Annotated in this window: 18 protein-coding genes; 8 read left to right on the top strand and 10 right to left on the bottom strand. The window is 69.5% G+C overall.

Annotated elements, in window-relative coordinates; genetic code table 11:
- Position 1 precedes the first annotated feature (1 nt).
- On the top strand, positions 2 to 1129 hold the full coding sequence (locus ABIC25_RS08640) for a FecCD family ABC transporter permease (protein ID WP_231895829.1): 1128 nt from the start codon (positions 2 to 4) through the stop codon (positions 1127 to 1129).
- Entirely contained in the window at positions 1126 to 1965 is an 840-nt protein-coding gene (locus ABIC25_RS08645; RefSeq protein ID WP_101819788.1) for an ABC transporter ATP-binding protein, read from the top strand. The genes ABIC25_RS08640 and ABIC25_RS08645 overlap by 4 nt, the downstream gene beginning before the upstream one ends.
- Positions 1966 to 1996: 31 nt before the next feature.
- Here the strand turns inward: ABIC25_RS08645 and ABIC25_RS08650 are convergent, their stop codons facing one another.
- The gene (locus ABIC25_RS08650) at positions 1997 to 3313 is read right to left on the bottom strand and encodes a ClC family H(+)/Cl(-) exchange transporter (protein ID WP_248643515.1); all 1317 of its coding nucleotides are present in this window, start codon (positions 3311 to 3313) and stop codon (positions 1997 to 1999) included.
- A gap of 26 nt (positions 3314 to 3339) precedes the next feature.
- Positions 3340 to 4362, bottom strand: coding sequence for an Lrp/AsnC family transcriptional regulator (locus ABIC25_RS08655; RefSeq protein WP_354560966.1), 1023 nt, complete (start codon positions 4360 to 4362; stop codon positions 3340 to 3342).
- A gap of 145 nt (positions 4363 to 4507) precedes the next feature.
- Between ABIC25_RS08655 and ABIC25_RS08660 the strand changes: the two genes are divergently transcribed.
- The gene (locus tag ABIC25_RS08660) at positions 4508 to 6073 is read left to right on the top strand and encodes an MFS transporter (protein WP_354560968.1); all 1566 of its coding nucleotides are present in this window, start codon (positions 4508 to 4510) and stop codon (positions 6071 to 6073) included.
- Between the two features lie 16 nt (positions 6074 to 6089).
- Here ABIC25_RS08660 and ABIC25_RS08665 read toward each other — a convergent pair whose 3' ends face one another.
- Positions 6090 to 7004, bottom strand: coding sequence for an IclR family transcriptional regulator (locus ABIC25_RS08665; RefSeq protein WP_248643518.1), 915 nt, complete (start codon positions 7002 to 7004; stop codon positions 6090 to 6092).
- 112 nt (positions 7005 to 7116) lie between these two features.
- Here ABIC25_RS08665 and ABIC25_RS08670 point away from each other — a divergent pair, with 112 nt between their 5' ends.
- Genes ABIC25_RS08670 through ABIC25_RS08680 form a run of 3 tightly spaced genes read left to right on the top strand, consistent with a single transcriptional unit; the run spans position 7117 to position 11239 of the window.
- The gene (locus tag ABIC25_RS08670) at positions 7117 to 8832 is read left to right on the top strand and encodes a thiamine pyrophosphate-binding protein (protein ID WP_354560970.1); all 1716 of its coding nucleotides are present in this window, start codon (positions 7117 to 7119) and stop codon (positions 8830 to 8832) included.
- A gap of 32 nt (positions 8833 to 8864) precedes the next feature.
- On the top strand, positions 8865 to 9656 hold the full coding sequence (locus tag ABIC25_RS08675; RefSeq protein WP_239403756.1) for an SDR family NAD(P)-dependent oxidoreductase: 792 nt from the start codon (positions 8865 to 8867) through the stop codon (positions 9654 to 9656).
- Positions 9653 to 11239, top strand: a complete 1587-nt coding sequence (locus tag ABIC25_RS08680) for a long-chain-fatty-acid--CoA ligase (protein ID WP_354560972.1) — start codon at positions 9653 to 9655, stop codon at positions 11237 to 11239. The genes ABIC25_RS08675 and ABIC25_RS08680 overlap by 4 nt, the downstream gene beginning before the upstream one ends.
- On the opposite strand, the gene ABIC25_RS08685 is transcribed toward ABIC25_RS08680, so the two are convergent.
- The 7 genes from ABIC25_RS08685 to ABIC25_RS08715 form a co-directional block, all read right to left on the bottom strand.
- A complete protein-coding gene (locus tag ABIC25_RS08685; RefSeq protein WP_248643522.1) occupies positions 11213 to 11692 on the bottom strand; it encodes a hypothetical protein in 480 nt (159 codons plus the stop codon). The genes ABIC25_RS08680 and ABIC25_RS08685 overlap by 27 nt on opposite strands.
- A 32-nt stretch (positions 11693 to 11724) precedes the next feature.
- Entirely contained in the window at positions 11725 to 12627 is a 903-nt protein-coding gene (locus ABIC25_RS08690) for an LLM class flavin-dependent oxidoreductase (protein ID WP_248643523.1), read from the bottom strand.
- An 88-nt stretch (positions 12628 to 12715) separates the two neighbouring features.
- Positions 12716 to 13999: a fatty acid desaturase family protein gene (locus tag ABIC25_RS08695; protein ID WP_101819781.1), complete on the bottom strand. Its 1284-nt coding sequence runs from the start codon at positions 13997 to 13999 to the stop codon at positions 12716 to 12718.
- Between the two features lie 8 nt (positions 14000 to 14007).
- Positions 14008 to 15120, bottom strand: coding sequence for a ferredoxin reductase (locus tag ABIC25_RS08700; protein WP_064569728.1), 1113 nt, complete (start codon positions 15118 to 15120; stop codon positions 14008 to 14010).
- Positions 15121 to 15263: 143 nt separating this feature from the next.
- Positions 15264 to 15743, bottom strand: a complete 480-nt coding sequence (locus ABIC25_RS08705; RefSeq protein ID WP_354560974.1) for a DUF456 domain-containing protein — start codon at positions 15741 to 15743, stop codon at positions 15264 to 15266.
- A gap of 15 nt (positions 15744 to 15758) precedes the next feature.
- Positions 15759 to 17441: a formate-dependent phosphoribosylglycinamide formyltransferase gene (gene purT / locus ABIC25_RS08710; protein WP_354560976.1), complete on the bottom strand. Its 1683-nt coding sequence runs from the start codon at positions 17439 to 17441 to the stop codon at positions 15759 to 15761.
- Between the two features lie 172 nt (positions 17442 to 17613).
- Positions 17614 to 17961 (bottom strand): UBP-type zinc finger domain-containing protein, encoded by a 348-nt coding sequence (locus tag ABIC25_RS08715; RefSeq protein WP_101819876.1) that lies wholly within the window; start codon positions 17959 to 17961, stop codon positions 17614 to 17616.
- Between the two features lie 44 nt (positions 17962 to 18005).
- On the opposite strand from ABIC25_RS08715, the gene ABIC25_RS08720 reads away from it, so the two are divergent.
- On the top strand, positions 18006 to 19598 hold the full coding sequence (locus ABIC25_RS08720) for a Na+/H+ antiporter (RefSeq protein WP_354560978.1): 1593 nt from the start codon (positions 18006 to 18008) through the stop codon (positions 19596 to 19598).
- A gap of 107 nt (positions 19599 to 19705) precedes the next feature.
- Positions 19706 to 20104: a hypothetical protein gene (locus ABIC25_RS08725; RefSeq protein ID WP_354560980.1), complete on the top strand. Its 399-nt coding sequence runs from the start codon at positions 19706 to 19708 to the stop codon at positions 20102 to 20104.

Raw genomic sequence — 20104 nt, forward strand, 5'->3', positions numbered from 1 at the left:
CATGAAGACCGCGACCGGTATCGCCGAGAAGACCGGGCTCCGGGCCAAGACCCGGATCGCACCTCATCCCGGCGGCTACCGGATCGCCATCGAACCGATGTCGATGGTCGTCCGCCCGCGCATGCTCGCCGTGGCACTGGTGTCCACCACCGTCACCGTCCTCCTGTTCCTCACGAGCGTCGGGGTCAGCGACTTCCCGCTGACCCCGATCGACGTCGCGCGCATCCTCCTCGGCGGCGGCACCCGGGTCGAGAACGTCGTCGTCTTCGACGTCGCCCTGCCCCGCGCGCTGGTCGCGCTACTGGTGGGATTCGGTCTGGGCCTTGCCGGTTCGCTCACCCAGCTGATCGCCCAGAACCCGCTGGCCACGCCGGACATGCTGGGCATCACCGCCGGTGCCAGCGTGGCGGCGGTGACCGCGATCGCGTTCTCGACCACCAGTTGGGGCGCATGGCTCGGCGGTCTCGGCGTCCCCGCGTCCGCCATGCTCGGCGGGTTGCTCACCGCCGTCGTCATGTACGTCTTGGCATGGCCGGGACGCAAGGCCAACAGCGGCATCAACCCGTTCCGGCTCGTGCTGATCGGTGTCGGGATGACGTGGCTGCTGCAGGCGCTGACCCAGTTCCTGCTGTCCCGTGCCGACATCCGGGATGTCGGTCGCGCGCAGGTCTGGATCGTCGGATCGGTGGCGAACGTGGGCTGGTCGAATGTGTGGCCGGTCGTCGCGGGTGTGTGCGCGAGCATCGTCGTCGTGGTCGTCCTGGCCCGCCAGATCGGGATGCTCAGCCTCGGACCCGATCTCGCCCGCGGACTCGGCGTCCGCACCGGTGCGGTGTCGACGACGCTGCTCCTCACCGCGGTCCTGGTCGCCGCGCTGAGTGTGTCCGCGGCCGGCCCGATCGCCTTCGTCGCCCTGCTCGCCCCGCAGATCGCCCTGCGGCTGGCCGGTACCGCCGTGCCCACACCTCTGGTGTCCGGGGTCATCGGTTCGGCGCTGGTCCTGGGCGGCGACCTACTGTGCCGCACGGTACTGCCCGGTGGTCTGCCGGTCGGCATCGTCACCGCCGCGATCGGCGGGCCGTTCCTGATCTACCTGATGGTCGTCATGTCCCGAAAGGCGAGCGTATGACCGCGTCCTCCCTCGAAAACCCGACCGCCACCGCGCGATTGCGCGGCGTCGGGCTCACCGTCGGCTACGACGACCGGATCGTCATCGACGGCCTGGACATCGACATCCCCGACGGGCAGGTCACCACGATCATCGGCTCGAACGGATGCGGCAAGTCGACGCTGCTGCGGTGTCTCGCCCGGCTGCTGCCACCGCGGGCCGGCACGGTGTACCTCGACGGCGACGACATCTCGTCGGCCCGGCCCAAACAGGTCGCGCGCACCCTGGCGATCCTGCCGCAGAATCCCATTGCGCCCGAAGGTCTCACCGTCGCCGACCTGGTCGGGCGCGGACGGCACCCGCACCAGCGCTGGTTCGCGCAGGCCAGCGCCGCCGACGAGGCGGCGGTCGCGCAGGCGATGGAGATGACCGACACCCTCGACCTCGCCGACCGCACCCTCGACGCGCTCTCCGGCGGACAGCGACAACGGGTCTGGATCGCGCTGACCCTCGCCCAGGACACCGACCTCATCCTGCTCGACGAGCCGACCACCTATCTCGACCTCGCCCACTCCATCGACGTCCTCGACCTGGTCCGCAGGCTCCGCGACGAGCACGGCAAGACCGTCGTCATGGTGCTGCATGATCTGAATCTGGCTGCCCGTTACAGCGATTCGCTCTTCGTCATGCGCAACGGCGCCATCGTCACCACCGGCTCCCCCACCGAGGTCATCGACGCCGAGACCCTCGATGCGGCGTTCGGCCTGCGGGCGCACGTGATGACCGATCCGGTCACGGGCGGCCCGCTCATCGTGCCGCTGGACTCACGGACGAACGCGACCCCCGCTGCCCCCTGATCCGAAAGCGCGACCCCTGGTGCCCCTGAGATCAGGGGTCATCCCGCCGAGCCGAATTCGCGAGCATCCGCTCGCGGAGCGAGTCGTACACCGGCGGTGACCCGGACATGTGCGCGACGAGCACCGCGGCAGCCGTCGCGGCCAGCATGGGAAGGGCGACCGTGGTGGTCGCGGTCATCTCCATCACCACGACCATTCCGGTGAGCGGCGCCCGGACGACCGCGCCGAACAGCGCTGCCATCCCGGCCAGGATCATCGCACCCCGGAATCCCGACCCAGCCGAGTCCGGCTGCTGGACAACGACGTCGGCGACCTCGGCAAAGGTGGCACCCCACAGCGCGCCCAGCGCGAGCAGCGGCGCGAACAGGCCACCGGGCGTGCCCGCGGCGTATGAGAGCGGACCCGCGACGAACCGGACGAGGAAGAGCGCGGCGAGTGCGGGGAGCACGACACCGCCGTCGACCACCGCCTGGGTGAGTCCGTCCCCGCCGCCGGCTGCGCGCGCATCGAGGGCGAGCAGTGCACCGATCACCGCACCGATGAGAGCGGCGCGACCGATCGGGGGCACCCGCGAGAACCGGCCGACCCAGCCGAGGGTCCCGAGAACCATTCGGCTGTAGGCGATCCCGATGAGGCCGGAGACGAGGCCGAACACCACGAAGACGGGCAGCACCGTCACCGACGGCACGTCGAGATCGGGTACGTCGAATTCCGGACGGTCGCCGAGGATCACCCGGCCGGCGGCGACCGCCGCCACCACGGCGAACACCGTCGGCACCACGAGTCGCAGCCGGACCGAACGGCCGACCTCCTCGAGCGCGAACAGGGCACCACCGATCGGCGCGGTGAACGCCACCGCCAGGCCCGCGCCGCTCAGTGACGTCTGCATCACCCGGACGTCGGCGTCGTCCAGCCCTCCGCGCCTGCCGGTCTCGGCACCGACGACGGCGCCCATGTGCACCGTCGGCCCTTCTCGCCCGAGCACGAGCCCCGATCCGATCGCGGCGAGCGCGCCGACGAACTTGGCCGGGATCAGGCGCAGCGGCGCCGAGGACACCTCACCGCGCTCGACCGCCTCCACATGCTGGATTCCGCTGCCCGCGGCGGTCGGGACGACCCGAACGGCGAGCGCGCCGAGCGCCGCGCCGGCCGCGGTGACCGCGATGGGTACCAGCCACCCGGGAACACCGAATCCCGCCGACCAGTCGAGCATCTCGACGCGCCAGCGGTCCAGGTGCCCGAGACACCAGCGGAACGCGCCGCCCAGCACACCGGTCACGAGCCCCGCCACGACGGCCAGCACACACAATCGCACCAGGCCCCGGTCGGCAGGTGGTGGCGAGGTCACACGTGGACGCTACCCTGCATCGCGCATCACACCGGCTGGATCAGCCGTCCCTGCACCACAAGCGAGGCGTTCTGCTTGAGCCGGCGCATCCGGATGCTGACCGAGTACCCGGTGACGCCCTCGATGGCGGCAACCCGGGTCCGTAGATAGTCGTAGAAATGAGCGGTGTCCCGGCAGATCAGCGACACCATGAGGTTCCGCTCGCCACTGATCGCCGCGGCGAACGCGACTTCGTCGTGAGCTGCGAGTTCGGTTCCCGCCCGGTCGAGAGCCGCCGGGGTGACCGTGAGCCAGAGGGTGGCACTCAGGTCGAAACCGAGACGGTCGGGCAGGATCTCGACGTCGTAGAACAATGCCCCGGCGCGTTCGAGTGCGCGGAGCCGACGGCGGACTCGTCCGACCGTCCAGCCGCAGATACGGGCGAGCTCGCGGTGCGCCCGGCGGCCGTCCTGGACCAGGGCCTCGATCAGCATCGCATCGTCGGCGGTCAGGCGCCCGCCGCCCGCCGTGTCGTCCTGTTCCGGCTCCTCCGGCGTGTCATCGCCCGCACCGGTCGCTGCGGAGGCGAGGAGGTCCCGGTCGCGGTCGGCGAGATGGCCGCCGAATCCCGTCCATCTCGACGCCGGGTGGCCGGGGTCGAAGGCGTGCAGGATGAGATCGATGCTGACGTCGGTCACCGCGGCGCGCGCCGGGAACGTCCTCGCGATCGCTTCCTCGCCCGCCACGCCGAGTGGCGCCCGGATGAGGCAGATGATCTCCGCACCCCCCGATGCGACGTAGGCGAAGGCGACTTCCCGGCGGCGGGCGAGTGAGGATGCGAGCGGTTCCATCCGATCCGGGCGGCACCGCACTCGTGCCACCCACTCCGACTGGCCGCGCACCGAGGGTTTGATGATGCCGACGACCTTCATCACCCCGGCCCGCCGCAGCGCCTGGTAGCGACGTGCCGCGGTCTGCTCCGAGATCCCGGCCACATCGCCCAGCTGCCGGAACGTCGCCCGCGGCGACACCTGTAGTGCGCGGAGGATCGTGCCGTCGATGTCGTCCATGGTGGAGGAAGTGTACCGATGACGAGTCTCGGTAGTCGGAATCGTACCGCCTCAGGGAATCGGTACGCGATTTCGGGGCATGGACTCCGACAATGGATCTCTGCGCCGTGCCGGCGCCCCCTTCCTCCAGACCGAAAGCGAGCGCGTGACCGCGACCACCTCCCCCGTCACCACCGGTGTATCGACAGTTCCCGAACGCCGCACGGCAACCATCGTCATGGCCTGCCTCGGCGTCTTCGTCGCCTACCTGCCCATCACGAGCGTTGCCGTGACCCTGCCGGCGATCGGCACCGCGTTCGGCGCGTCGACCGCTCAATTGTCCTGGGTCCAGGACGCTTTCGTCCTGCCGATGGCGGCGTTCATCCTCACCGCGGGGGTCTTCGGCGACGTACACGGCCGACGCAAGGTGTACCTGGTCGGACTGTCCCTCACCGCACTGGGCGCACTCGTGGCGTTGTCCGCGCAGTCGATCAGCATGGTGTGGATCGGACAGGCGCTCGCCGGCACAGGCGCGGCCGCGCTGCTCCCCACGACCCTGGCTCTGATCAGCCATGCCGTCCCCGACGTCCGCGAGCGCGGCAAGTTCATCGGCATCTGGGCATCGGCGCTGATGCTCTCACTGACGGTCGGGCCGTTGGTCGCGGGCCCGGTCGCCGAGTCGGCGGGCTGGCGCTGGATCTACCTGCTGCCGATCCCGGTGGCGCTGATCGCACTCGCGGTCGCGGTGGTGACCCTGCCGGAATCCCGTGCGCCCCATGCCCGTCGCCTGGACTGGCCCGGTCAGATCTCCGCCGCGGTCGCGGTCACCGCGCTGGTCTTCGGCGTCATCGAGGCCGGCGTCTACGGCTTCGGCGACGCCCGGGTCATCGTCGCGCTGGTGGTCGCCGTCATCGCCGCGGTCGGGTTCGTCATCACCGAGAAGCGTTCGGCGAGTCCGATGCTCGACCTCGATCTCTTCCGGAGCCGCGCCTTCACGGCCACGACCCTGGTCGCGATGATCACGTTCCTGGCGCTCATCGGCTTCATCTTCGTGCTCAGCATGTATTTCGGTCTGGTGCAGCAGCTCGGCACCATCGAGGCGGGCTGGCGGTTGGCCCTCATGAACGGCGCGTCGATGCTGGTCGGGGCGCTCGCCGGCAAGATGATGCACCGTATCCACGCGCGGTTCCTGATCGGCGGCGGTCTGATCATGGTCGCCGTTGCCCAGTTCGCACTGCTGACCATCGACGCCGAGACCTCGTTCGCATCCATCTCCTGGCGTCTGGTCGTGCTCGGGCTCGGGATGGGCCTGGTGATGGCACCGATGACCGCGACCGCGGTGTCGGCGGTGCCCTATCACCTGTCGGGGATGGCCGCGGCCGGCAACAACGCCTTCCGTCAGGTCGGCGGCGCGCTCGGTCCGGCTGTCCTCGGTGCCCTCCTGACCGCCGGCGCGGTGAACTCGTTGCCGCAGAGGCTCATCGACGCCGGTGTCGAGGAACCGGTACGCGACCGGGTGGTCGGCGCGGTCGACACCGAGGGCCTGGCCGCCGCGAGCGGCCTGAACCTCGGCGCCGACACCCCCGCCGTGATGGGCGCCGTCGGCGACGCCTTCCTGGACGGCATGCACCTGTGTCTGACGTTCTCGGGCGTCCTCACCGCGGCCGCCGCGATCCTCGCACTCGTGATGTTGCGTCCCGGTCGGGCGGTCGAGGAGCAGCCGGTCGGCTGAGCCGCGGGTCGATGATCTAGGACCCGACAGGCGGCGCCCCGCCGAGCCCGTCGGTGACCGCGGCGGCGGCGGTCCGCACCCGGCGGCCGAGCTCGATGACATCCTGCCCGAGCATCGACGTGCGCGCGTCGACGACCGCGACGATGACTGCGGGCACTCCGCCGGGTGCGAAGGCGACGGCGTTGACAGAGATGGGCCGGTAGTCGGCGGCCGGATCGATCTCACCGACCACGACGTCGGTGGACAGACGACGCTGCGCCTCGCGTAGCGCGGAGACCGCACGCTGCCCGGCAATGCCCGTACCGCGCAGCCCGGCCACGGTGGCCGACAGCGACTGCTCTCGTTGATCAGCACACTCCACCGCGTACCCACGGGCGCGGATCACCTCGAGCATCGGCCGGTACATTTCGCGCAGTTCGGCATGGTCGATCCCGACATGGTCCGCACCGAGGAGCAGCCACTCGTCGAGCCGATCGGGCGGGTACCACGCGGCCAGTCCCGCGCCCAGCGGGGGCGCGATCTCCAGGGTGTCGCCCAGCCGCAGGCCGAGCGTGCCGCGGCGGCCGGCCACGGGTTGCACGATCTCACCGATCGCCAGGTCGGCCCCCGAGGGTACGAACGCGATTGCCGCCATGCCGCTTTCGTCGGCCAGATCGCGCATCAGCGGACGAGCGACCTCCACCGGGGCCATCGCCCGCGACGCCGCCTCACCGATCGGGACCACCGCGGGCCCCAGGCGGTAGCCCTTGGTGACCGGGTCCCGCAGGAGCCAGCCCGCTTCGGTCAGCGCGATGACCATCGGATAGCACGTGGGCTTCGAGACCCCGAGGTGCCGCGCGATGTCGGCCAGGCTCCGGGCCGTCGTCGGCTGGTCGGTCAGCAGCTGCATCAGCATGACGATGCGTTCGGTCTGCGGGGAGGAGCGCGCCATGCGCCCATCGTGCCACCGACGGATGTGTTCGCATAATGCGACTCTGGCGTCGCACTGTGATCGCAGTTACTCTCAGCCGCACACGTTGGACGGCTCTCGAAAGGTCCCCACAATGGCAACTGTCAACGGCGGTCAACTTCTTGCCCGCGCACTCGCCCAGGCCGGCACGACGGAGGTCTTCACCCTCCACGGCGGACACCTCGACGCCTTCCTGATCGCCTGCGCGGGAGAGGGAATCCGGCTCACCGACACCCGCCACGAGGCGAGCGCCGGCCACGCCGCCGATGCGTACGCACGCGTCACGGGCGGCTTCGGCGTGTGCGTGGTCACCTCGGGCCCCGGGTTCACCAACGTCTACACCGCGCTGGCCAATGCCTACCTGGACCGCTCGCCGACACTGTTCGTCGTCGGGGCGCCTCCGCTGCGCGAGACCGAGACCAATCCGCTGCAGGGCGGCTTCGATCAGATCGCCGCCGCCGACCCGGTCACCAAGTGGGCCTACCGGATCACCGACGCCGCCCGCGTCCCGGAGATCGTCGCGCTGGCCATCCGCAAGGCCACCAGCGGCGTGCCGGGCCCGGTGCTGCTCGAACTGCCCATCGACGTCATGTTCGGCGAGGCCGACGACGATCAGGTGCGCTTCCCCACCAACTACCGGGTCTCGACGCGGTCCGGAGCGGATCCCGACGCCGTGACCCTGGCCCTCGACCTGCTGCAGACCGCATCGAACCCCGCGATCGTGATCGGCGGCGGGATCACCTTCTCCCGTGCCGAAGAAGCGCTCGTGGCCTTCGCCGAGACCGTCGGCGTGCCCGTGTTCTATCCGGGCAAGGCCGATGGTGCGATCCCGGCCGACCACCCGCTCGCCGGTGGCGGACTCCTGTCGATGGGCACCATCCCGGCCCTCGGGGCGCCCACACCCGACGTCGTCGTCATGGCGGGCACGCGAGCCGGGATGTTCACCGGCGGGCGGGCCAGCATGTTCCCGGGCGCCAAGATCATCCAGATCGACATCGACCCCGCCGAGATCGGCCGGATCTACGACGTCGAGGTCCCGATCGTCGCCGACTGCCGCGCCGCTCTGGAGCAACTCACCGCTGCGGCCGCCGGACGGACCTGGCCGGACTGGACCGAGTGGGCAAGCACCGTGAAGGCCGCCAAGGGCGCGCACGCCGCCGGATTCCCCGACGCGACCACCGACACCGGCAAGATGCACCCCTACTTCGCGGCCAAGGCCATCGTCGAGGCCTGCCCGCCGGACACCATCTTCGTGCTCGACGGCGCCGAGGCCCCGTCCTGGGCAGAGTTCTTCGTCGCCGTCGGACGTCCGGGAAGCGTCCTGCGGCTGGGTTATCTCGGATGCTTGGGCGTCGGACCGGGATTCGCGATCGGAGCGGCCCGGGCCCGGCCCGCCGCACCCGTCGTGCTGATCACCGGAGACGGCGCAGCCGGTTTCCACCCGCAGGAATTCGACACCATGGGCCGTCATCACCTGCCGGTGACCACCGTCGTCTTCAACAACGCCGTCTGGGGTATGTCGATCCACGGGCAGGAGGCCGTCTTCGGGCCCGAGGGCGTGGTCGTGTCCGAGCTGGCCGACAGCGACTACGAGAAGATCGCGGAGGCCTTCGGCGGAATCGGAATGCGCGTCAAGCATCTCGATGATCTCGCGCCCGCCGTCGAGAAGGCTCTCGGCGCCGATGTCCCCGCGTGCATCAACGCCGAGATCGAGCCGGGCGTCGTCCACCCGATCACGACCATGATGCTCGGCGACGTCACGAGCACCGACGAGATCGTCGTCCCCTATTACGAGAACCTGCCCCGGTGACCACCGATCACACCCGGCGAGAGGGAGAGACCATGACGGACAAGCGTGTCGACGGCAAGATCGCCGTCGTCATCGGCGGCGGCTCGGGCATCGGCGAAGCCGCGGCCCGGACCCTGGCCGTCCACGGTGCAGCGGTGACCGTGGCCGACGTGAATCTCGAAGCGGCCGAGGCTGTTGCCGCAGACCTCGGCGGAGACGCACAGGCGCGGTGGGTCGACGTGACCGACGAGGAGTCGGTGGCCGCGCTCTTCACCGGGGTGACGGACGACCTCGGCGGTGTGGACATCGCGGTGAACTGCGCCGGGTTGAACATCCCGGGGTTCATCGTCGACCTCGACGCGCAGCAGTGGCAGACGACCATCGAGTTGTGTCTCACCGGTTCGTTCCTGGTGACCAAGCACGCGGGACGAACGTTGAACGACGGCGGATCGCTCATCGGCATCGCCTCTCTCAACGCCCGCCAGCCTGCGGCCGGCTTCGCGGGCTACTGCGCGGCCAAGGCGGGCATGGTGATGCTCGCCGAGGTCGCCGCACTCGAGCTGGCCCCGCGCGGCATCCGGGTCAACTCGATCTCCCCGGGGCTCGTGGACACCCCGCTGGTGCAGACCCTCACCTCGATCCCGGTCATCCAGGACGACTTCACCGAGAACACCCCGCTCGGGCGGAACGGCCGGCCGGACGAGATCGCCGACGCGGTCCTCTATCTCGCCTCCGACGACTCGCGGTGGGTCACCGGGGAGACGATCAACATCAACGGCGGTGCGCACCTGCGCCGGTATCCCGACGTGATGCGCCACCTCGCCGACCTGGCGGCTGCCGAATGACGACGCCGACCGACTATCGTCTGGCCGAGCAGACCCGGCTCCGCGCACGCCTCGACGGAGACGCCCCGGCGCTGTCGGGGGCCGGGGTGCAGCTCACCTACCGGCAGCTCGACGACCGCGCCAACCGTCTGGCGAACGTGTTGCGCGACCGCGGTATCCGAGCCGGCGATCGGATCGCCGTGTTGGGGAAGAGCTCTCCGGAGATCATCGAGACGGTACTCGCCGCCGCGAAGATCGGCGCGGTCACCGTGCCGCTGAACTGGCGGCTCTCGGTCCGCGAGCTCGGCGAGGTCGTCGACGACGCACGGGCACGTCTGATCGTCTGCCACCGCGACTTTCTCGATGCGGTGACGGAGATCCTCTCCGGTGCAGACACTGTCATGCAACCGATCGCATTCGGCGATCCACGACAACCGCTCTCGTACGAACAGTTGCTGGCGACGTCGTCCCCGAATGATCCGGGCCACGTCGGCGACGCCGACGACGTGGTCCTCCAGCTCTACACCTCGGGTACCACCGGCCGGCCCAAGGGCGTGCTCACCTCCAACACCAACCTGGGCGCCTGCACGCAGGCCGGCGGGCCGTGGGGGTTCGACGACTCGTCGGTCAGCCTCTGCGCCATGCCACTCTTCCACATCGGCGGACTGGGCTGGGCGCTGGTGGGGCTGGCCAACGGCGCACACAACGTGGTAATCGCCGACTTCACCCCGGAATCCCTCCTGGACACCCTTGTCCGCGAACGCATCACGAACGTCTTCCTGGTACCGACCGTCATCGGCATGCTCGTGGACGTACCGGGCGCCGACCAGGCCGATGTCGGGGCATTGCGGTCGATCGCGTACGGGTCCGCGCCGATCACCCCCGCACTCCTGCGACGGACGCTGCGCACCTTCGGCACCCCGCTGTTCCAGGTGTACGGACTCACCGAAACCCACGGCGCGGTCACCCAACTCGACGCCGCGGACCACAGCACCGACCCCGAGCGCGCACATCTGCTCCGCTCCGTCGGCCGCCCGTACCCCTGGGTGGAACTGACCATCAGAACCGCATCGGGCACCGAGGCGACGTCCGGCGAGCAGGGCGAGATCTGCGTCCGGACACCGCAGGCGACCCGCGGCTACCACCGGCGCGACGCCGAGACCGCGGCGGCCATCGACGCCGACGGCTGGCTGCACACCGGCGACATCGGCCGCGTCGACGCCGACGGTTACGTGTACGTCACCGACCGGCTCAAGGACATGGTCATCACCGGCGGTGAGAACGTCTATCCCACCGAGGTCGAGGCGGTTCTCGGCGACCACCCGGACGTCGCGCAGGTCGCGGTGGTCGGGCTGCCGCACGACACCTGGGGCGAAGAGGTGACGGCGTTCGTCGTGCCCGCGCCGGGGCACGAACCCACCGAAGCCGATCTCCGCGCCTTCGCCCGGTCCCGGCTGGCCGGCTACAAGGTCCCCAAGACCGTGCACATCGTCTCGGCGCTTCCGCTCGGCGCGACCGGGAAGATCCTCAAACGCTCTCTGCGAGAACAATTCGCAGCACGACGCGGGCCGGTCGCGTCAACTCCGGCGACCGCCGACGAGTGACGTCACATAGCGCGCAGGGACATCGAACCACACCTCGCGCGCCGGCGTCCGCTGCAGTGCCGATTCGGGCAGCTCGGTGGAGTAGGTCAGACTCAGCGTCCCGGTGAAGTCGGGATGGACGCGATCGAGCGCCGGGATCTCGATGACGAGACCGCCGGGGTCGATGACCGCGCGGACCATCGACCCCGGCGGGGCCGCCCACTCGTGGTCGACGGCCCGGCCGGCGCGCCCGGGAACGGTCGACATCGTCGCCAGGACTCGACGAGGCGTCAAGACGAGGGCACCGGTGAAGGGCCGGACGGAGCCCTGCGCCGATCGGCCGGGTACGCGGCCGCTGAATCGCAGTGTCACGGGCACGAATTCGACGATGTGGTGGGCCTGCTCGGAAGCGGCTTCGGCGCGAAGGTCATCGGGGAGCTTGCCGATGCCGAGCATCCGGCGCAGGGAGGCCATGGCAGCACCCTAGATCCCGCGGCGACGCTCCGTCAGGAGAATGCCGCGGCCACGTCCGCGGCTCGCCGCAGTTGATCGGGATCGGAACTCGTCGGGATGAGTTGGACCTCGTCGGTGCCGATGTCGGCGAAGCGCCGCAAGACCTCGGCCAACTCGGCCTCGGTGCCCGCCCACCCGGTGGTGGGTGCGATCGCGTCGACGAACTCCGAGGGGATCCAGTTCATGTAGTGGTGCAGGTGCCGGGTGACCTGCGCGCGCGGACCGTCCCCGTCGCCGATCGCGAACCAGAACGACGTCGCAAGATGCGGTGCCGCCCGCCCGGCCTCGGCCCACGCCGACCGGGCGACGTCGAAGAGTTCGTTCTGCTTGGCGGTGTCGAGATCCAAGGTGACCCCGGCGATCCCGTCCGCCCAGTCGACCGCGCTGCGGATGGTCTTGGGTCCGGTGGTGCCGACATGCAGTTCCGGACCGCCTTTTCGGTGCGGCGACGGACCGACCGGCAGGACCGATTCGGTCAGTTTCTCACCGGCCCACACTCGTTTCATCGTCGCCGCCCGGTCGGCGAGTTGACGCATCGTCTGCGTCGACGGGTCCGCGCCGACCGCCCGATAGTCCTCGTGTCGCCCGCCGACGCCGAGGGCCACGGTGAGGCGGCCGGCCGACAGCATGTCGCCGGTCGCCAGTGACTTGGCGAGCATCACCGGGTCGTGCAGCTGCGGCACGACGACCGTCATCACCAGCGGTACCCGAGCCGTCCAGGCCGCCAGCGCCCCGAGAAAGGTCAGGCATTCCGGGTTGTCGAACGCGATGCGTTCACCCCAGCACAAGGAGCTGAACGGACCGTCGTCGATGGTGGTGGCCCAGGAGTGGAGCATCTCGGCATCGAGATCGGGCTCCATCACGGGCATCGTCATCCCGATGCGCACGAGCGCCATTCTGGCACGGACGACCCACGACCGGACGTGGTTTCGCAGATGCCGCGCATCGTTGCGGCAAACGCAACGATGCGCGACATCGGTTCTGTCAGTGCTGGTTCCGCCCCGGAGCACCGGACGCGGCCCGGCCGACATGCGCTGCCCGCACCGGCGAATTCTTCAGTTCGCGCAGCGCGGTCCGCAGACCGCGGCGCTTGCCGGTCTCCGGGTCGACGCCGAAGTGATCGCTCATCCCCTCGCGGATCGCGAAACGCAGCTCCGACGCCGTCTCGGGCGCGTCGTCGGACGTGGCCTTCAACAGCGAGTTCGGCAGTGCCAGCTTCGCGATGGTCCGGAACGACTGCGCGTACTGGCCCAGGAGGGTCCCGGTCGTGTACGGAAGGTCGTACTTGTCGCAGAGTTCACGCACACGCACACCGATCTCCTCGTACCGGCTGCTCGGCAGGTCGGGGAACAGGTGGTGCTCGATCTGGTGACTGAGGTTGCCGCTCATGAACCGCATCAGCGGGCCCGCCTTGAAGTTGGCCGATCCCAACATCTGCCGCAGGTACCAGCGCGGCTGATCCTCGTTCTCGAACTCCTCGACCGTGAACTTCTCGGCGCCGTCGGGGAAGTGACCGCAGAAGATCACCATGTACGCCCAGTAGTTGCGGACGATGTTCGACGTGAAGTTCGCCGTGAGCGTCGTCTTCCAGTTCGGTCCGGCCAAGGCGGGGTAGATCAGGTAGTCCTTGGCGGCCTGCTTGCCGACCTTGGTGCCGATCACCCGGAGATCCTTGGCCGCCTGGCGGTAGGTCTTCTCCTTGTTGCGCAGCTTCTCCGTCTCCAGATGGTGCAGCGCGACACCGTATTCGAAGAACGTACCCAGCGTCAGGTTGTAGATCGGGTTGCCGACGTTCCACCACTCCCAGGGCTGGTCCCGGGTGACGCGGAGGATACCGTAGCCCACGTCGTCGTCCATCCCGACGACGTTCGTGTACTTGTGATGGACGAAGTTGTGCGAGTGCTTCCACTGCACGCTCGGGCAGGTGGTGTCCCACTCCCACGACGCCGAGTGGACCTCCGGATCGTTCATCCAGTCCCACTGACCGTGCATCACGTTGTGGCCCAGTTCCATGTTCTCGATGATCTTGGCCAGCGAGAGCATCGCGGTACCGGCCGCCCAGGCGACCTTCTTGTTGCTGAACATCAGGGCGAGCCGGCCGCCGGCCGCGAGACTCCGCTGGATGGTGATGGCCCGCCGGATGTACTTGGCGTCGGCCTCGCCACGCGACTCCTCGATGTCACGGCGAATGGCGTCGAGTTCGGCGCCGAGGGTCTCGACGTCGCTGTCGGTGAGATGTGCGTACTGATCGATGTCGGTGATGGCCATGAAGCCTCCTACAGATCGAGGGTGCATTCACCAGACACGGCGCTGATGCATGTCTGGATTCGTTCTCCTTCGCGACGCTCCTCGCCGGTGCGCAGGTCACGAACGTAACCCCCGGCGAGTGGCACGACGCAGGTCTGGCAGATGCCCATCCGGCATCCGAACGCCATCTGGATGCCCAGGTTCTCGCCCGCCTCGAGCAGCGTTGTGGCGCCGTCGATCTCGGCCTCTTTGTCCGAGATCGCGAACTTCACGGTGCCACCCTCGCCGCCGTGGTCGGTGCGCGCGATGGCGAACCGCTCCACGTGCAGCCGCTCGCGGAGACCACCGTCCTCGTAGTGGCTCTCCATCGCGTCGAGCAGCGCCACCGGCCCACAGGCCCAGCATTCGCGCTCGCGCCAGTCCGGCGCCCACTCGTCCATCCGGGAGACGTCGAACTTCCCCATCTCCTTGGTCAGCTGGAGGTTGAGGTCGTAGTCGTCGGCCTCCTCGGCCAGTTTCTCCATCTCGTCGAGGAAGATCACGTCGTCGCGCGTGGGCGCGGAGTGGATGTGCACGATGTCGGGCGTCTCACCGTGCGAACTCAGCTGTCGCAGCATGGCCATCACGGGGGTGATGCCGCTGCCGGCGGTCACGAACAGGATCTTGCCCGGCACCGGTTCGGGCAGATGGAAATCGCCCTTCGGGGATTGCAGCCGGATGATCGTCCCGGGGCTGACGCCGTCGACCAGGTGCGACGAGAGGAACCCGTCCGGGTTGGCCTTCACGGTGATCGCGATGGTCTTGTTCTCGTTGGCCCCGATCGATGTCAGTGAGTACGACCGCCAGTGCCACTTGCCCTCGATCTGCAGACCGATGCCGACGTACTGGCCCGGTTTGTACGAGTCGGGGAAGCCCCAACCCGTCCGGATGGTGACGGTCGCGGTGTCGTCGGTCTCCTTGGTGACGTCGAGCACCTTGCCGCGGAGTTCACGTGCGCTCCACAGCGGATTGATCAGGTGCAGATAGTCGTCCGGCAGGAGCGGAGTGGTCGCTCGCGCCACCAGACCGCGGATGATGTTGACCTCGGGCTTGCGGGCCTCGACCCCCGCTGCCGGCCGCTTGCTCCACTTCAATAGGTTCACACAAACTCCTCCCCTGGAATCCCCTCGGCTGGAGTTACTGGCGGGTATTTACCCTTCGGTGCACGACTGTACACATGCAATCGGTGACCGCGGTCACAAGCTTCGATATTGCCAGTTCAGACGCGGATCGGCGACCCCGCAGGTCACCAGACGAAGGCGCCGCCGGTCCAGATGCCGGTCGCGATCAGCGCGAAGAGCAACTCGATGCCGATCGTCTTGACGGCGGCTCTGAGTGCCGAGAACGCGCCGCGCCAGGCTCCGTCGAAGCTCCGCGTGCGGACCAGTTCCGACGCCAGTGCGCCGACGATGAACCCGAGCAGCAGACCGATGACCGGCACGACGAAGAAGCCGACGATGCCGACCAGTCCGCCCACCACGATCGTGCGGTTCGGGATCGCGTCCGCGCGCAGGGACCGCCCGGCGACCAGGTACTTGAGCACCTCACCGATCGCGATCACGACGAGGGCCAGCGCGAACACCGACCAGGCCCAGCCGCCGACGATCAGCGCCCACACGAACAGCGCGCCGACGATGAGCAACGTGCCGGGCACGATCGGCACGACGATGCCCACCAGCCCGACCATGATCACCGCTGCGACCAGCAGCTCACCCCAGAACGGCACCCGCGTGTCGTCCGGTCACTCGCCGGGTGTCGACGACGCGTCGGGGCGTACGTCGGTGGTCCGGCCACCGGTCTTGACGATCGAGGTCATCGCCGGAGCCGGTTCGTTCGGGGACTGGTCCTTGGGGGCCGTCCGCGGCGGCGGGCCCGCGGGACGCGGGGGCGTTCCCGGCGGGGGTGTCGAGGGCGGGGGCACCGGGCGTGGACCACCGGCCGGCCGAGGGACCGGTCGAGGCTGCGGCGGCGGGCCCGGTCGGCGGGGCGGCGGACCCGGCGGTCCACCCGCAGGCTTCGGCACGCCGGGTGGCGGGCCCCCGGGTCCACGCGATGGACCGACCGGTCCGGGCGGCGGCCCGGGCCGTCGGGGCGGCGCCGTCGGGGGCGGGGTCGGCGGAAGTGCGGTGACGGTGCGGACGGCGGCGCGACCCGGCACCGGGGTGACGAGCGAGGCGGCGCGGACGGCGCGCTCACGGGCGGCCGGGACGTCGTCGGCGGTCGCGGTGATCACGCCCATCCGCCGGCGGTGGAAACTCTCGGGCTTGCCGAACAGCCGGATGTCGGTCTCGGGGACCGCCAGCGCCGCGGCGACGTTCTCGAACCCGATCGCCGGCTCGTCGAGCTGCCCGTAGATGACGGCCGACGCGCCCGGGGACGCGAGTGTGACGTCGACCGGGAGGCCGAGGATCGCCCGGGCGTGCATCTCGAACTCCGACAGACGTTGGGTCGACATGGTGACGAGACCGGTGTCATGGGGCCGGGGGCTCACCTCGGAGAAGTAGACGTCGTCGCCCTTCACGAACAGCTCGACCCCGAAAACACCACGCCCGGCGAGTTTTCCGTCGCCGAGAGCGGTGGCGATGCGCGCCGCGATGGATGTCGCCGATGCGTGCGCATCGGTGCTCATCTCATGGGGCTGCCAGCTCTCCACGTAGTCGCCGTTGATCTGCCGATGCCCGATCGGCGCGCAGAAGTGGGAGGTGAGCCGGCCGGTGGCCGGATCGATCGCCCGGACCGTGAGAAGGGTGATCTCGTAGTCGAATTCGACGAAGCCTTCGACGATCACCCGAGTACCCCGTACACGACCACCGGTGTTCGCGGTCTCCCACGCCGACGCCAGGTCCTCGGGACCGCGCACCACCGACTGCCCCTTGCCCGACGAGGACATGACCGGCTTGATGACGCACGGGAACCCGATCTGGCGCGCGGCGATGGTGACTTCCTCGAGCGTGTCCGCGAAGAGGTACGGCGAGGTCGGCAGGCCGAGCTCCTCGTCGGCGAGGCGCCGGATGCCCTCACGGTTCATCGTCGCGACGACCGCGCTCGCGGTCGGGATGACCTCGGCGATACCGCGTTCGGCGATGTCGACCAGGGCCTCGGTGGCGATCGCCTCGATCTCGGGTACCACATACGCGGGACGATGTCTGTCGACGACGGCGCGGAGCGCATCGGCATCGGTCATGTCGATGACCTCGGCGTGATGGGCTACCTGGTGGCCGGGTGCGTCGGCGTAGCGATCCACGGCGACGACCTCGACACCGAGGCGCTGGAACGCGATCACGACCTCTTTGCCGAGTTCACCGGCTCCGAGGACCATCACCTTGGTCGCGGTCGGACTCAGCGGCGTGCCGATGACGTCCGGTGGCCCGGTCGTCGGCGCCGGCTGGGCTGCGCTGATCGCGCTCTCGCTGTTCGACGTCATCCTCAAATCCTACTTGCCGTCAGCACACATCCCGACGCGGTCGGCGCCGGGAGCGAAGCGAGCGGGCCGGATGTCACGCGGCGCCGGGAGCGAAGCGAGCGGGCCGGATGTCGCTCGGCGCCGGGAGCGAAGCGCGCGGGCCGGATGTCACGCGGCGCCGGGAGCGGAGCGCTCATCCGGTCACCTCGTGCACGAAGCACCACCGCCACACCTCGCCCGGTTCGGCCGAACGCATGACCGGGTGCCCGGTGTCGTGGAAGTGTCCCGTCGCGTGCCGGCGCGGGCTGGAGTCGCAACATCCGATGTGTCCGCACGTCAGGCACTTTCGTAGGTGGGCCCAGTGGGTCTCCCCGATCGCGACGCAATCCTGGCAGCTGCGGTCGTCGCCGGCGGCCGGGGCCGGGTCGTCGGCCGGTGCGGCGTCGAACGCCTCCAGTTCGGCGCAGCGTGCGGTGGCGGTCGAGCCGGCCGACGCCGACTCCGGCGGACCGGACGAGGACTTCCGGCGAAAGATCTGCATGCTCGACATTATCCACCGCGCCGGGCGCCATTAGAGTCGCTCGAATGGGCGCATCGCTACTGCTGGTCGCGGTCATCGCCGTGGCGGTCGCGGCTCTGTGCCGTCGCTACGGGTTGTCCTCGCCGCTCGTGCTGGTCACCGTCGGGCTGGGCATCGGCTGGATTCCCGAGCTGCCGTCGGTGGCCCTGGAACCGGAGCTGGTGCTGTTCCTCATCCTGCCGCCGTTGTTGTACTCGGCCTCGCAGGAGAGTTCGTATCAGGCGTTCCGCGCGAACTGGCGCGCGATCGGGTTCCTGGCCGTCGGCCTCCCGCTGGTGACGACGCTGGTCGTCGGGTACGTCGCCTACCTCGTCGTCCCCAATCTCCCGCTCGCCGCGGCGCTGGTGCTCGGCGCCGTCGTCGCGCCGCCGGATGCGGTGTCCGCGCAGGCCATCGGCCGTCGGTTGGGTCTCCCGCGTCGGATGATGACGCTGCTCGGCGGCGAGAGCCTGCTCAATGACGCGACGGCTTTGACCGCCTTCCGGATCGCGCTCGCCGCGGCGGTGGGGGCCACCGCGACGGTCGGCGAAGGGGTCCTGACGTTCGCGGTGGCCGCCCTCGGCGGCCTGATCATGGGGCTGCTCGTCGGGATGGTCGTGTCGTGGGTGCGCGTCTGGCTCACCGACCCACCGATGGAGACGGCCATCGGCATCATCGTCCCGTTCGCCACGTATTACGCGGCGGAGGAGCTGCACGGTTCTGGTGTCATCGCGGTGGTCACGGCCGGTCTCTACCTCGGCCACCGGTCGGTGCGGCTGGGCTATGCGACACGCCTGCAGGACGAGGCGGTGCGCAAGTCGATCGACACCATCCTCGAGTCGTTCGTCTTCCTGCTGATCGGCCTCCAGTTGCCGATGCTCATCGAGGGTGTCGAGAACGAGTCGTGGACGCAGATCGCCATCGACGCCGCGGCCGTCCTGGCGGCGACGATCCTCGTACGGATCGTCTGGGTCTTCCCGGCGACCTATCTGCCCCGTCTGCTCTCACGACGGATCCGCGACCGCGAACCGCCACCCACCCCGGCGTCGGTGTTCGTCGTGTCCTGGGCGGGTATGCGCGGTGTGGTGTCGCTGGCCGCCGCCTTTGCGATACCGGTCTACACCGAGATGAACGAGCCCTTCCCCGCCCGCGCGGAGATCCTGTTCCTCACCTTCGTCGTCGTGGTGGGAACGCTGCTGATCCAGGGCACGACCCTGCCCTGGGTCATCCGATTCCTCGGGGTCAGCGGCGACGAGCATGCGCAGGACCGGCTGGCGTACGCGGCCGCCCAGGACCGGGCGTCCCGCGAGGCCGAACGCCGTCTCGACGAGTACGCGGCCGAGCTGACCGACGACGACCCGCGCCGCCTTCAGGTGGTGATGCTGCGCAAGTGGGTCACGACGCAGCGCAACGTGGCGTGGGAGGAACTGGGCCGGGGCCCCGAAGATCTCGGGGAGAGTCCCTCGTCCGCCGGCGCGCGCCTGCGGACGGAGATCCTGCAGATCCAGCGCGCGGCGTTCATCGCCGAACGCGACGCGGGCCGCATCGACGACGAAGTACTGCGGATCGCGTTGCGCCGCCTCGACTTCGCCGAGGGGCAGGGCGACCGCGATGTTTAACCCCTGAGGAGCCGGAGCCTGCGGAGGGCGTCCCGTCGCCCACCCGAACGACTCCGGGGAGTTCTGCCCATTCCGCCTTCGGCGGTCCGCCCCTACCGTCGGTTCCCATGACCACGACCCTCACCCGCCTGGCCACTGCCGGCGCCTCCCTCGTCCTCACCGCAGGCGCGCTCGCCGTCGGCACCGCCGCCGCGGCTGCTGCGCCGTCCGCACCGTCCTGCGATGCCGGACAACGGACCGTCACCTCGGTCGTCACCGCACACTCGGCGGCGTCGATCTGTCAGTGGCGCTCCGACGGCACGCTCGAATATCGCGGCGTCGCCCGCTCGAGCGGCAACACCCTCCACATCCCGGTGTCCGAGGTGCACCAGCAGGAGAACGGTAGCGGCCGCCCCTATTACGTCGCCTACAACAACGGGTACAAGTACCTCGTCTTCGACGGGCTGGGCCTGAGCATCGTCGGCCCCGACGGGTTGCTGATCAGCTCCGAGGACGCGATCGGCTGA

The sequence above is a fragment of the Gordonia sp. PvP123 genome (genome assembly GCF_040547295.1).
In the GTDB taxonomy this organism is placed as follows: domain Bacteria; phylum Actinomycetota; class Actinomycetes; order Mycobacteriales; family Mycobacteriaceae; genus Gordonia; species Gordonia terrae.

Bases quoted from the DNA above. Each gene is read 5' to 3' on its own strand.
- ABIC25_RS08695 (WP_101819781.1), bottom strand. From the start codon at position 13,999: ATGGCCATCACCGACATCGATCAGTACGCACATCTCACCGACAGCGAC.
- ABIC25_RS08640 (WP_231895829.1), top strand. From the start codon at position 2: ATGAAGACCGCGACCGGTATCGCCGAGAAGACCGGGCTCCGGGCCAAG.
- ABIC25_RS08675 (WP_239403756.1), top strand. From the start codon at position 8,865: ATGACGGACAAGCGTGTCGACGGCAAGATCGCCGTCGTCATCGGCGGC.
- ABIC25_RS08645 (WP_101819788.1), top strand. From the start codon at position 1,126: ATGACCGCGTCCTCCCTCGAAAACCCGACCGCCACCGCGCGATTGCGC.
- ABIC25_RS08665 (WP_248643518.1), bottom strand. From the start codon at position 7,004: ATGGCGCGCTCCTCCCCGCAGACCGAACGCATCGTCATGCTGATGCAG.
- ABIC25_RS08725 (WP_354560980.1), top strand. From the start codon at position 19,706: ATGACCACGACCCTCACCCGCCTGGCCACTGCCGGCGCCTCCCTCGTC.
- ABIC25_RS08680 (WP_354560972.1), top strand. From the start codon at position 9,653: ATGACGACGCCGACCGACTATCGTCTGGCCGAGCAGACCCGGCTCCGC.
- ABIC25_RS08715 (WP_101819876.1), bottom strand. From the start codon at position 17,961: ATGCAGATCTTTCGCCGGAAGTCCTCGTCCGGTCCGCCGGAGTCGGCG.
- purT (WP_354560976.1), bottom strand. From the start codon at position 17,441: ATGACGTCGAACAGCGAGAGCGCGATCAGCGCAGCCCAGCCGGCGCCG.
- ABIC25_RS08720 (WP_354560978.1), top strand. From the start codon at position 18,006: ATGGGCGCATCGCTACTGCTGGTCGCGGTCATCGCCGTGGCGGTCGCG.
- ABIC25_RS08655 (WP_354560966.1), bottom strand. From the start codon at position 4,362: ATGGACGACATCGACGGCACGATCCTCCGCGCACTACAGGTGTCGCCG.
- ABIC25_RS08690 (WP_248643523.1), bottom strand. From the start codon at position 12,627: ATGGCGCTCGTGCGCATCGGGATGACGATGCCCGTGATGGAGCCCGAT.
- ABIC25_RS08685 (WP_248643522.1), bottom strand. From the start codon at position 11,692: ATGGCCTCCCTGCGCCGGATGCTCGGCATCGGCAAGCTCCCCGATGAC.
- ABIC25_RS08670 (WP_354560970.1), top strand. From the start codon at position 7,117: ATGGCAACTGTCAACGGCGGTCAACTTCTTGCCCGCGCACTCGCCCAG.